Origin of the sequence: Neobacillus sp. CF12 (assembly GCF_030348765.1) — a bacterium.
Classification (GTDB): Bacteria; Bacillota; Bacilli; order Bacillales; family Cytobacillaceae; genus Neobacillus.
Window position 1 is genome coordinate 3600199 of sequence record NZ_JAUCEU010000007.1, and the last position, 13473, is coordinate 3613671.

The window sequence follows — 13473 nt, forward strand, 5'->3', positions numbered from 1 at the left end:
TCTCTACTATTATTATCGGTTAAAGCTTCTTGGTTTTGGCTTTCCAGATGTGCGCTTTTCACCAGTTCTTGGCTTAGCCGGTGATTTTTTACGGTCACGATCGCCGCCACGTGAAGAATTATAGCTTCTATTGTCATCTCTTTTTCTACGGTCACGGTCTTGTGGCTTTCTGTCCCTCTTAGAATGAAGAGGTGATTCTTCCGTTAACTTAACCGGTGTTTGATCAGGCTCTTTTGTTAACATTTTCAGAACAGCTGCAATTACAGTTGAAGCATCATTTTCTTCAAGTAATTCATTGGCAGCTCTCTTATAATATTGAAGATTATTTCCTTCAATTGTTTGCACAATTTTATCAACTACTGCTCGTTGTTGACCTTCTAACGCTTCATCCAAGGTAGGAGCAGTCATTCTTTCCATTTTACGCTTCGTTGTTCTTTCTAAAACAGACAAGTAAGACTTTTCACGTGGAGTAATAAATGTTAGTGCCATACCTGATTTACCAGCACGTCCTGTACGTCCAATACGGTGGACATAACTTTCAGGATCCTGTGGAATATCAAAGTTGTAAACATGGGTTACGCCGGAGATATCGAGACCCCTTGCTGCCACGTCCGTAGCCACTAATACATCAATTGTTCCTTCTTTAAATTTCCGAAGGACTTGCATACGTTTTGCCTGCGTTAAATCTCCGTGAATCCCCTCTGCAGTATAACCTCTTAAGGTTAATGCCTCAGATAATTCATCCACGCGGCGTTTAGTCCGGCCAAAGATAATCGCTAACTCTGGTGATTGAATATCAAGAAGTCTTGTTAAGACATCAAATTTATTCTTTTCCATCACTTCAAGATAAAATTGTTCGATCGCTGGTACAGTCATTTCCTTCATCTTAACACGGACAATTTGAGGATCCTTCATAAACTTTTCTGCCATTCTTTGAATTGGAGCTGGCATTGTTGCTGAGAAAAGTAAAGTTTGGCGCTCAGCCGGTGTAGCAGCAAGAATGGTTTCAATGTCTTCAATGAATCCCATATTTAACATTTCATCCGCTTCGTCAAGAATAACAGTGTTTACTGTGTCAAGACGCATTGTTTTTCTGTTGATATGATCTAATACACGTCCAGGAGTACCTACAATAATATGTGGGTATTTCTTTAATGAACGGATTTGGCGGCTGATGTCCTGTCCACCGTAAATGGATAAAACGCGGACTCTTTTACCTGAACCGATTTTATAAAGTTCTTCTGATACTTGAATCGCAAGTTCACGTGTTGGTGCGATAATAATCCCTTGAATCGCATCCTTAGTAACATCAATCTTTTCCACTAATGGAATACCAAATGCAGCAGTTTTACCAGTTCCTGTTTGAGCCTGCCCAATTAAATCCTTATTTGCTAAGCCCATCGGAATTGTTTCTGCCTGGATTGGTGTTGCTTCCTCAAAACCCATTTTGAGGACAGCTTCTAAAGTAGCCTGACTTAGGCCTAAATCTTCAAACTTTGTCAATGTTTTCATTCTCCTTCATCTATGTGAAAATATTTTTAAATTGCTGAATATTTTCGCCCGATACTCAGAAATGCGGAAAGCGTCTCGCTCTGGGGCGAAAAGCGTTGTAGGGCCTGACGGTGAAGTCGCTTTTGACTTCATCGGTGGACTGAAACGGTCGAGCCCCTAGGCGCTGCAGCTAGACACGCATCAAAATGCCGCAAGTAGGTAACATCTATATTTTACCAAAAAAAGACATTCTCCTTCAAGGAGTATGCCCTTTATTCATCGTTCTTTAGACACGTTGCAGACAATCATAACACTATAACAATTTTATTGCAATTAAATCGGGTTTATAACGAATCCCATATTAGCTATTCCCGCTCCATCAAAAAATCATACACGGTGGAAAATAGGGCCTCTTTTTCCTCACAGTGACAAATATGATGGCTAGAATCTTTAATGTACGTAAGTCTTTTTATTTTTGCATTTATCGTTCGGTATAAGTATTCAGCGCTTTTAGGAGGGACGATCCCGTCACATTCTCCTTGTGCAATCAGTGTTGGCACTTCTACTTGAGGGAGAAGTGGTTTGATGTACGAAACAAGTCTGCGAAATTGTAAAGTCGCTTTTATGGGAGTTGCTTTTATTTTTCTTTTATATCGCTTAAAAAATTCATTGTTTTCTAAGTTTCCTTTTAAAGAATCGATAATCATTGATTTTATTTCACTGGCCATTTGCTTCGGATTAAGGTAATAGGCAGCAGCACTAAGTAGTACAAGCTTGTCCACTGGGTACTTTGCAGCCAGTAAACTTGCAATCATACCGCCCATGGAAAATCCTATCACATAGACCTGATCACATATATCAATTAATTTCTTTAATTCGTTCTCTGCATGATCAATCCATTGTTGATAATGGACACCTTTTAAGGAGAGATTTTCACCATGGCCAGGAAGAGTCGGGACACTGAATACCCAATCTGTTTGCTTTGTTAGATATTCAGCAAGCGGCTCTACTTCATAAGGCGCCCCGGTAAAGCCATGAATACATAAACATCCAATCATGTTCTTCCACCTGCTTTGCTAGGAAAAATATTTTCCTTTAGTGTTCCATGAACAGCATTTCGCATACGGTGTTGTTTGACAGTAAATCTTTACTTTTTTTGTAATGCTGTCACGATTTCCTCTAATCTCATTCCTCTAGAAGCCTTTACAAGAACTAATGAATCATTATTTACGTGCTGTTCTAATACTTTAATCAGTTCACTCTTTTCCATAAAAGAAAAGACTCTGTTTTTCCCTAACGCGGAACGTGCACCTTCAGCAATGTGTTCTGCTAACTTTCCATAGGTAAATACGTAATCAATTTTTTCTGGATTCAAACCCTCACCAATTTGCTGATGATACTGTTCTTCCTGAGGTCCTAATTCGAGCATATCACCTAGTACTAAAATAATCTTTTTGTATCCTTTAAGGTTTGAAACTAATTCTATGGCCGCCATCATCGAGGTTGGACTTGCATTATAGGCGTCGTTAATGATCTTTTCACCATGAAATCCTTCCACAAGTTCCATTCTCATATTGGTAAGTTTAACATTGGCTAAACCTTCATTCATTTTATTAAATGGCACATCAAAGTAGTGTGCAATGATGATCGCAGCAATTGCATTTAATATATTATGTGTTCCTAACACTGGAAGTTCGAAGTTTTCATCAGACTCTTTAATTTTAAACATATTTCCTTGCTCTAATTGAATAATGTCTATAGGAAAAAAATTATTTGTATCCGATCTTCCAAATGTTTGAACTCTTACATTCCCTTTATATTTATTAATTCGCTCCATTAAAAGCGGCTCGTCGCCATGAAGTACCGCCAATCCGCCGTCTTTCAGACCTTGCAATATTTCTAGTTTGGCTTCAGCAATTCCTTCTCTTGAACCAAGGTCAAGCAGATGTGATTCTCCAATATTAGTAATGACAACTGCATCGGGAGAAGCAAGTTTTGTAAGGAATTCAATTTCTCCTCTTCCACTCATTCCCATTTCTAATACTGCTATGTCAGTATCCTCATCCAAACCTAGGACTGTTAAAGGTAGTCCAATATGGTTATTGTAATTCCCTTCTGTTTTTTGAACTTTATACGCGGTGGACAAGAGGGAAGCAGTCATATCCTTGGTTGTGGTTTTTCCATTACTTCCGGTAATTCCCACTACTTTTACTTGTAACTGTTTTCGATATTCTCTTGCTAATTCTTGCAGCGCCCCTAAGCAATTATCAACAATAAGGATGGGCAAATGAGTCGGTGGATTAGGCACGTCACTTTGCCACAGTGCTGCTGATGCTCCCTTTTTTAGTGAATCCTCAACATATTTATGACCATCGGAGTTTTCACCTTTAAAAGGTATAAACAAGTTTCCAGATTCAATTTTTCTAGAATCGATGGAAACCCCTGTGATTTCTATATCAGCAAACGAGGTAATCTCATTTTCAACAGGTATCATATCTGAAATCTGTTTTAATGTTCTTTTTATCATTTCAATCCTCCGTCCGGATTTTAAATAAAGACACGGCACCCTGCCGTGTCATAGTTATTAAAAAGTGTATTTTATGTTTTGTTTTTCTGCATGTCTTTCTTTTGCAAGATTCACTAATGTCTCAATCAATTGTGGATATTCGACACCAGTATGCTTCCATAACAGTGGGAACATGCTAAACGGCGTGAAGCCCGGCATCGTATTTACTTCATTTATTAACGCTTTTCCGTCTTTCGTTAAGAAGAAGTCAGCACGAACAAGTCCTGAGCAGTCTAATGCTTTAAAAGCTTGGATAGCCATTTCTTTAATTTGTTGATACTCTTCTGGGGAAACTTCTGCAGGTATGATTAGGGCAGTATCTCCATCTTCATATTTCGCTTTATAATCATAAAAGTCCTTCTTAGGAACAATTTCACCTGCAACAGAGCATTTTGGATCATCGTTTCCAAGAATAGCTACTTCGATTTCACGGGCGATAACACCTTCTTCAATAATCACTTTTCGGTCAAACTGAAAAGCCTCTACAAAAGCCGCCTCTAGTTCTGCTCGGTTTATACATTTACTGATACCTACACTCGAACCAAGGTTAGCTGGTTTTACAAAACAAGGATAGCCAAGTTTCTCTTCTACTTTTGTATAGACAGACTCTTTGGTCTTTTCCCATTCGGTTCTTATAAAAGCAACATACTTTACTTGCGCCAATCCTGCTTGAGCAAACACATTTTTCATCATTACTTTATCCATTCCTGCAGCAGAAGCTAATACACCATTACCGACATATGGGAGGTTTAAGAGTTCGAGCAACCCTTGTACCGTTCCATCCTCCCCATTTGGTCCGTGCAGAAGTGGAAATATTACATCCAATGGTTCGTTATTCTGTTGTACGCTATTGTTGAAAAGGGTTGGTGCCAATGATAAAGGTGATAACTGATTTTCATTTGAAAATTCTAATGCTTTAACGCTTTCTGCCGGTGCATGAAGTTGGGGTCCCTTTATCCACTGACCTTCTACATTTATGTAAATCGGATGAATTTCATATTTTTCAAGATCGAGCGCCTTAATTACCGCAAGAGCCGTTTGTAAAGATACTTTATGTTCAGCGGATTTACCTCCGTACAGTAAACCAATTTTTGTTTTCATACTAAACCTCCATTTTCGCATTTCACGATTTTATTTTATCACTTTTATTATTTTATGAAACCTACAGCTTGGTTAAAAACTATCTATACTTATTCGAACAAAGAAAATCTCCCCAACGAAATGGAGAGATTAAATAACGGTAAGCTTCCATTCTTTTGTTTTTTTATCAAAAATGATTTTTGCATGGCAGTTTTCACCTGAAATTTGTTCATATTCCTCGTACATATCATCCATCGAGGCAAAGTCGCCGATTACCCAGATCGGGATTTCCAGTTTGCTTCGCTGATGATCGACATCTCTTAAGGAGATACAGATACCCTCTTTCATAAATGGGGTTAATGAAAGAAGAATTTCCTTATTAATCGGTGGATATATACGTTTCTTCCTGATTCCAAGCAGTGATTTTTCGAGTTTCAACTCTCCTAATTTACTTGAAAGAGCTTGACTTAACAGTGAAAAAAAGTCCTTAAAGCTTCGATAATATATTTTATTAAAGAAACCATCATCATGTGCTAAATAAACAAATCGGTTTCCTAGCTTATTATAAAAGGGAAGTTTTAAATGCTGCTTTTGATGACCTAAATATAATAATTCCGCTATTTCCTGTCCTGTGAGTTCATTTAATCCTTCTTCTTCAACAAAGTCAATCCAGCAAAAATCTCCGTAGCTATATATATCTTCAGCAGCTAATCTTTTGATTCTGTCCTCAGGACAATATTCGAGTAATGTGTGCATATTAAAGTCACCATCTTCAAAGCGATGCTTTAATAAAAGCAGAGGATTTAAAGTACCCGAAAAAGCAGCAGCAAATTCGGCAAATTCAATACCGTAAGATAGTACATACTGATCATTTTGATTTAAGTGGACATAGACGAGATCCCGTATGTCTTGATGATGCTTTTTCAAAGCCAAACTCCTCCAATCAGGAAAAATGAAAATCTATGACAATGAGTTAGAAAGCCCTATATTAAAGTGCGCCAATATTAACCAATCCTACACCATTTTATCATTAATAGTCCAAATAGCTTATTTCAATTCTTTTACATTTCTAAAGATATTTGTGATACTTTTGAAACAGTTGGCTTGATAACTTTTCGAATAACACATACTATTTTTATATTCCTTACTAGTATTAACTGCAGGATTATCAACAAATCATTTTTTTTACATACTTGTATAAAGAGATAAACGCACCGTTTGAAAGGAGCGTGTAAAATGATTAAAGATATGACCCAAGACGAGATTACTCTCCATATTATTAAATTATTAAAAGAAAACAAAAAAGCTGAATTTATCACCATCCTCGAGGAACTGCAGCCATATGATACCGCAAAGATATACGAGGATTTGCCTGAAAAACATAAACTTCGTTTTCTAATATTTTTAAACTTCGAAGTACTTGCTGACTTAATGCAGGAACTTGAAAAAGAAGAGCAGCTTGAGGTATTAAATAAATTAGGGATTGAAAAATCAAGCAAGGTCCTTGATTTAATGGATAATGATGACTTGGCGTTACTTCTAGATGAAGTATCACCAGAGAAGAAAGAGTCCCTTCTTTCTGGTATGAAGGTTGAAGAGTCAAAGGCCGTTACTGATATTATGAATTATCCACCTGAAACGGCTGGGAGAATCATGACCAATCGCTTTGTATGGATTCGAAGTTATTATACCGTAAGAGAAGCGGTTGATAAGTTAAAAACGTTTGCTGAGTTTGCTGAATCTATTAACTATCTATACGTCGTGGATGAAGAAAGAAAGCTAGTCGGTGTTGTTTCATATCGTGACTTGTTGCTAGCAGGACTTAATGAAGAAATTAGTCGTATAATGTACGAACGTGTTATCTCAGTTTCTGTCACCACCGACCAAGAAGTAGTGGCCCGAATGACGGAACGGTACGATTTCCTTGCGATTCCCGTAGTGGATGAGGGCAATAGGCTTGTCGGTATAGTTACCGTTGATGATATTATCGATGTCGTGATTCAGGAAGCAAATGAGGATATAGAAAAATTATCCGCCTCAGGGAAATCGATCGACTTTGATACAAAGACATTTGTTGCCGCTGCTAGAAGACTTCCATGGCTCATTTTGCTTTTATTTATCGGACTCATCTCTGGTAGGATTATCAGCAGTTTTGAAAATACTCTGGAGCAGGTAGTCGCCATTGCTTTTTTCATGCCAATGATTGCTGGGATGACTGGAAATACCGGAACCCAATCACTTGCAGTGGTAGTTAGGGGGCTTATTTCACACGATATCGATAAAGGAGTTATCCTTCGCTTAATTGCCCGTGAACTTGGTGTTGGGGTGACCATTGGTATTACTTGCGCTGTCCTCATTTCAATCATCGCCTATATTTGGCAGGGAAGCTTTATCTTAGGAGCAGTCGTTGGAGTTTCGCTCTTTTTCACCCTTATTATTGGGACGTTGGCAGGAACTGTTATCCCACTGATATTATTTCGTTTAAATATTGATCCTGCCGTGGCATCAGGCCCACTGATTACGACCATTAATGATATTTTTTCACTACTCACTTACTTTGGAATAGCAACCATGTTTCTAAACTATCTCATGTAGGCACGGTCTTAAGACCGTGCCTTAATTTTTTATGAAACAATTTCTCTAGATGAATCGTCATAATAGTAAAGTCCTTGTAATAAATTTCCTAAAGATATTGTTACAAAATCTTTTCTTTGTTAGCATATCACTATATAAACAGACAAAATTGGGTGTGACATATGGACAATTTCACAAAAAAAGTGGACCGCTTTGATTGGACGTTAACATTAATTCTGTTTCTATTTTTCCTTGTTAGCTGTGTAGGGATTTATAGCGCCCAAACTGCCGGGCAGTACGATGAAAACTTTCTAGCCAAACAAACATTCTGGTATGTAGTTGGAGCAGCAATCATTTCTATCACAATCCTTTTCGATGGATATCAATACAGACGGCTGTCTTGGTATTTGTACGGTTTCGGACTTATTTTACTAATAGCCATTCTAGCAGCGCCTGAAAGTATCGCACCAATAAGAAATGGAGCGAAAAGCTGGTTTATCACTCCTCTTGGTTCCATTCAACCTTCAGAATTTGTTAAAACCTTTTTAATTTTAGCGCTTAGCACCGTTGCAGTTGGGCATCAGGAAAAATACCTTGAGAAAACATTTAAAAGTGACTTTTGGTTATTATTAAAACTTGCTATCACAACATTTGTTCCTATTTTCTTTATTATGAAGCAAAATGATCTTGGCACCTCCCTCGTCATATTATCCATCTTAGTTGGATTTATTTTAGTTTCAGGAATCACATGGAAGATTATTTTACCTATCTTTAGTTCGGGTGCTGCACTCGGTGTTTTCATCATTTATTTAGTGGTACAAAGACCTGATATCCTCGAAAAGTATTTACATGTACAGCAGTATAAATTTAATCGTATTTATGCCTGGCTTGACCCATTTAATCATTCAAGCAGTTCAGGTTATCACCTGTTGAAGTCATTAAGTGCCATCGGGTCAGGACTTATTACAGGAAAAGGTTTTGGAAATCGTGAAGTTTATATTCCTGAAGGACATACAGATTTTATCTTCAGTGTAATTGGTGAGGAATATGGCTTTGTTGGCGGAAGTATTGTCATTGGTCTATTTTTTCTATTAATCTATCATTTAATAAAAACGGCCTTAGATACAAATGATCCTTTTAATACATATGTGTGTACTGGAATCATCTCCATGCTTACATTTCATGTTTTCCAAAATGTCGGTATGACCATTCAAGTTCTTCCGATTACGGGAATTCCCTTGCCCTTTATCAGCTATGGTGGCAGTTCATTAATGGGCAATATGTTTGCAATGGGCATCGTCTACAGCATTCGCTTTCATCATCGTAATTACATGTTCACATCATCAAAGTCCTTGAGTGTCTAATGAGAAACAGTGGGAATTCCGCTGTTTTTATTTCTTTATTATCGAAACTGTTATAAACTTAGAAAAGCAAAAACATTTACAAAGTGAAGGTGAACTATGAAAGAATTTATTTTCTCCGTTTTGGAGTTCTTATCACAGTTAGGTTACTTCGGAATTGCACTAGGATTAATGATAGAAGTTATACCAAGTGAAATCGTCTTAGGCTATGGCGGTTATATGATTTCTGAAGGAATCCTCGGTTATCCCGGTGCTATCATTGCGGGAACGATTGGTGGAACATTTGCACAACTATTCCTCTATTGGGCAGGGTATTACGGTGGACGTCCATTTTTAGAAAAGTACGGTAAGTATGTCTTTATTAACAAAAAACAAATTGATCTATCCGAACAATGGTTTAGTAAATATGGAGTCGGAGTCATTTTCTTCGCCCGATTTATTCCCGTTGTCAGGCACGCTATATCGATTCCGGCAGGAATTGCAAAAATGTCGGCAACAAAATTCACACTTTATACCGTAGCAGCTGTTATTCCATGGACCATACTATTCCTTTACTTAGGACATGCGTTAGGCGAGAATTGGTCACAAATTAAGGAATATGCCGCACAGTATACACTGCCAATCATTATTGGAGCTGTCCTACTGGGTGTCATCTACTTCTTGATAAAGAAAACAAAAAAAACAACCACCGATTAATTGTCGGTGGTTGTTTTTTATAACATAATACTTGTGACAGCAGCTGTTAATAAACTTACCAGTGTTGCACCATAAAGTAATTTTAGTCCAAACTTCGCTACTTGATTTCCTTTGGCTTCATTTAGTCCCTTCACGGCACCCGTGATAATTCCAATAGATGAAAAGTTTGCAAACGATACAAGGAATACTGAAATAATCCCAACCGTTCTACTTGTTAGTGAATCTGATATTTTCCCTAAATCCATCATCGCAACAAACTCATTTGACAATAACTTAGTAGCCATAATCGTACCAGCCTCTACCATATCTACCGCAGGTATTCCCACGATAAAAGCAAGTGGTGAAAACACATATCCCAGAACCGTCTGGAAGCTTACTCCAAAAATAGCATCAAATATATGGTTAATCATACTAATTAAAGCAACAAAACCGATTAGCATGGCTCCAACAATAATGGCTACCTTGAAACCATCCATAATATATTCACCTAGGACTTCGAAAAAGGTTTGTTTTTCTCCCTCTTGAACGTCGATAATATCTTCTTCTGCTGATACCTCGTAAGGATTAATAATATTCGCAACCATAAATCCGCCAAATAAGTTTAATACCAAAGCGGTAATAACATATTTCGGATCAATCATCGTCATATATGCCCCTAATATCGAAGCTGAAACCGTTGACATAGCTGACGTACATAATGTGTAAAGGCGATGTTCAGGTATATAAGGAAGTTGTTTTTTTACAGAGATAAACACCTCTGATTGACCGAAAACAGCAGATGCAACTGCATTATAGGATTCTAGTTTACCTAAACCATTTACCTTACTTAAAATGATGCCAAGGTAACGAATGATAATCGGAAGGACTCTAATGTACTGGGCAATTCCAATTAATACAGAAATAAACACGATTGGCAGGAGTACATTGATGAAAAATGGACCTGCACCTTCATTCGCCATTCCTCCAAAAACAAAGTTTATTCCCTCTGCTGCATAACTTAATAAATGATCAAACAAAGTAGAGACTGCTGTAATAATCACAAATCCCACTTCGGTATTAAGCAGTATGAAAGCAAAAATAAGTTGTAATACTAGCATAGTGACAAGCGGTTTAACCTTAATTCTTTTTTTATTGTTACTTACGATGTAGGCTAACAAAAAGATGATAGCGATTGCAACAAGAAAAAGTATGTACTTCAAAATATTCCTCTCCTATTCGTGATGATCTATCAATGATGTAATGAAGATAGAAAACACAGTTTATTTCGACAATTATCGACAATCATTTGAATACAAAGACGATTATAATTTCACCTATAACTAGTGTCAATGCATGAAAGGAAAGTAGTAATATTCAGGTTTTTCACTTTTTATTATTCCATATGCCACTTTTCTTACTCTTTTTCCATAAAAAAAACCACCTGGATAGGTGGCAAACATTTCATTCGTACTGCTATTTTTTGGACGCACTAATAACACGGTTCATTGCTTGAATATGTCCAAGATGCAAATTCTCGTGAAGAAGAGCAAAATTAACAAGTTCCCCAAACGTTTCCTGACCAAGAAATGGTTCTTTCAACTTCACGTTGAGGCTTTCAACGGGAATTTCCTTCATTCTTTTTACTTGTTCTTTTAACTGACTTGATAAGACCGAAACACTTGGAACATCTCCTTGCCAGTCTGCAGGTTTCGTCCCTCTAGCGAATAATTCCATATAATTTACTGGTAAATGGCTCGACTTTTTTGGAAAACCAAATACTAGACTTTCGTTGGTCGTTAATACGTGCCCAATATGCCATTTTATGTTGTTGTTAAACCCTTCAGGCTGTATATTCGCTAAACTCTCTTCCATTGCCTCAACATTCTTGATAAAAAAACTACTTGTTAACTCAATATTATTAAATAATAGTTGGCTCATTCTAGTATCCTCTCCCTTTCTCCTATTACATTTCTTCTGGAGCTTCAATTCCTAATAATCTAAGACCTTCTTTTAGGACAACTGTCACGGAATAGACAAGCGCTAAGCGAGCTTGTTGCTGAGCACCATTTTCAAGAATTTTTACCTCGCCATAATATTTATTGAAGGCTTGTGCAAGGTCGACAATATATTTTGCAATTTGCGATGGATCAAACTGTTCATATGCTCTCTTTATCGCATTGGTAAATTCCGTAAGCATACTAACCACCTTCCATTCTTTTTCCCAGGAAGCTGATGATAATTGTGCCGCACGTTCTACTTTCCAGTTTGCCTTACGTAAAATTGAACACGCCCTTGCATAAGTATATTGGACATAAGGGCCAGTTTCTCCTTCAAAACGAAGCATTTCTTCCAATGAAAATTCAATATCATTCATTCTAAAATTCTTTAAGTCATGGAACATCACAGCCCCAACCCCGACCTGTTTGGCTACGGCATTTTTATTGGTGAGGTTAGGATTTTTTTCTTCGATATTATGTCTGGCCATAGAGATTGATTCAGTAAGTACTTCCTCTAATAAAACAACCTTTCCTTTTCTCGTCGACATTTTCTTTCCATCTTTTAGCATCATCCCAAACGGAATATGGACCATATTCTTAGCCCAGTGATACCCCATCTTTTCTAACACAGCGATTAGCTGTTTAAAATGAAGACTTTGTTCATTCCCAACGACATACAATGACAAATCGAAGTCGTAGTTTTCTTTACGATAAAGGGCCGCTGCTAAATCGCGTGTCGCATAAAGAGTGGCGCCATCGGATTTTTTAATAAGACACGGTGGTAACCCCTCATCTGATAGTTCTACCACTTGAGCTTGGTCAGATTCAACTAACAATTGATTTTCCTCTAATAGCTGAACAACACGTTCCATTTTATCATTATAAAAAGCTTCCCCTGCAAAGGAATCAAATTGAACATTCATCAATTCATAAATCCGTGAAAATTCCTTTAGAGATTCATCACGGAACCATTGCCATAGAGATAAAGCTTCTTCATTTCCATCTTCTAGTTTTTTAAACCAACTTCTCCCCTGTTCAACAAGTTCAGGATCATTTTCTGCCTCATCATGGAACTTTATATAGAGGGTCAATAACTCTTTGATCGGGTTTCGTTTGACCTTCTCTTCTTCTCCCCAAAGCTTATAAGCCGTGATGAGTTTACCGAACTGCGTACCCCAGTCACCGATATGATTAATTCTGATAGGCCTATATCCACATTTTTCGACAATGAATGATAGTGCGTTACCTATGACTGTTGAACGCAAATGACCCATTGAGAATGGCTTAGCGATATTTGGAGATGACATGTCGATTGTTACATGGCGGTTATTTCCTATGTTTAATGCCCCATAGTTCTCCTTTTGCTCGATAATCTCTGTAATGATATCTTCTGAAACTAACCTTTTATTTAAGAAAATATTCAGATAAGCACCTGCCACTTCAACCTTTTCGAAAATGGCAGATTGGATTTTTCCACTTAATTCCTGAGCGATACTATTTGGCGATTTCCTTTTTACTTTTGCAAATGCAAAACAAGGGAAGGCTAAATCTCCATGCAGTTGATTTTTAGGCTTTTCAATTAGCATTTCAAGTTCGTTTACTTGCATTTCATGGTTTAGTGCCTCAAATAATACTTTAGCAAGCTCCTGTTTATACTTCATTTTATAGACCTCCAACTTTTTCTTTTCTCTTTAAAAAAACAAAAAACTCCCGTCTCTATATTGAAGAG

At 37.4% G+C, this 13473-nt stretch carries 11 protein-coding genes and 1 other annotated feature (1 of these 12 only partly in view); of the genes, 3 read left to right on the top strand and 8 right to left on the bottom strand.

Annotated features, from left to right (window positions below; all coding sequences use genetic code 11):
* Window positions 1–12: 12 nt before the first annotated feature.
* The 5 genes from cshA to QUG14_RS17100 all read right to left on the bottom strand — a co-directional run bounded on the left by cshA (window position 13) and on the right by QUG14_RS17100 (window position 6064).
* A complete protein-coding gene (gene cshA / locus QUG14_RS17080; protein ID WP_289341686.1) occupies window positions 13–1503 on the bottom strand; it encodes a degradosome RNA helicase CshA in 1491 nt (496 codons plus the stop codon).
* Between the two features lie 353 nt (window positions 1504–1856).
* On the bottom strand, window positions 1857–2549 hold the full coding sequence (locus QUG14_RS17085; RefSeq protein WP_289341687.1) for an alpha/beta hydrolase: 693 nt from the start codon (window positions 2547–2549) through the stop codon (window positions 1857–1859).
* 89 nt (window positions 2550–2638) lie between these two features.
* On the bottom strand, window positions 2639–4018 hold the full coding sequence (locus QUG14_RS17090; protein WP_289341688.1) for a UDP-N-acetylmuramoyl-tripeptide--D-alanyl-D-alanine ligase: 1380 nt from the start codon (window positions 4016–4018) through the stop codon (window positions 2639–2641).
* A gap of 57 nt (window positions 4019–4075) precedes the next feature.
* The gene (locus tag QUG14_RS17095; protein ID WP_289341689.1) at window positions 4076–5158 is read right to left on the bottom strand and encodes a D-alanine--D-alanine ligase; all 1083 of its coding nucleotides are present in this window, start codon (window positions 5156–5158) and stop codon (window positions 4076–4078) included.
* Window positions 5159–5287: 129 nt separating this feature from the next.
* Entirely contained in the window at window positions 5288–6064 is a 777-nt protein-coding gene (locus QUG14_RS17100) for a hypothetical protein (protein WP_289341690.1), read from the bottom strand.
* Between the two features lie 309 nt (window positions 6065–6373).
* Here QUG14_RS17100 and mgtE point away from each other — a divergent pair, with 309 nt between their 5' ends.
* From mgtE to uptA, 3 genes are all read left to right on the top strand, one after another.
* The gene (gene mgtE / locus QUG14_RS17105) at window positions 6374–7732 is read left to right on the top strand and encodes a magnesium transporter (protein WP_289341691.1); all 1359 of its coding nucleotides are present in this window, start codon (window positions 6374–6376) and stop codon (window positions 7730–7732) included.
* A gap of 161 nt (window positions 7733–7893) precedes the next feature.
* Entirely contained in the window at window positions 7894–9075 is a 1182-nt protein-coding gene (locus tag QUG14_RS17110) for an FtsW/RodA/SpoVE family cell cycle protein (protein ID WP_289341692.1), read from the top strand.
* Window positions 9076–9171: 96 nt separating this feature from the next.
* Complete coding sequence (gene uptA, locus QUG14_RS17115; protein ID WP_289341693.1) at window positions 9172–9768, top strand: undecaprenyl phosphate transporter UptA; 597 nt, start codon at window positions 9172–9174, stop codon at window positions 9766–9768.
* Window positions 9769–9785: 17 nt separating this feature from the next.
* On the opposite strand, the gene QUG14_RS17120 is transcribed toward uptA, so the two are convergent.
* The 3 genes from QUG14_RS17120 to argS form a co-directional block, all read right to left on the bottom strand.
* Window positions 9786–10967 (bottom strand): NupC/NupG family nucleoside CNT transporter, encoded by a 1182-nt coding sequence (locus tag QUG14_RS17120; RefSeq protein WP_289341694.1) that lies wholly within the window; start codon window positions 10965–10967, stop codon window positions 9786–9788.
* Between the two features lie 253 nt (window positions 10968–11220).
* Entirely contained in the window at window positions 11221–11685 is a 465-nt protein-coding gene (locus QUG14_RS17125; RefSeq protein ID WP_289341695.1) for a DinB family protein, read from the bottom strand.
* Between the two features lie 25 nt (window positions 11686–11710).
* Complete coding sequence (argS, locus tag QUG14_RS17130; RefSeq protein WP_289341696.1) at window positions 11711–13405, bottom strand: arginine--tRNA ligase; 1695 nt, start codon at window positions 13403–13405, stop codon at window positions 11711–11713.
* 61 nt (window positions 13406–13466) lie between these two features.
* Window positions 13467–13473: a binding site (T-box leader), on the bottom strand (it continues 202 nt past the right edge of the window).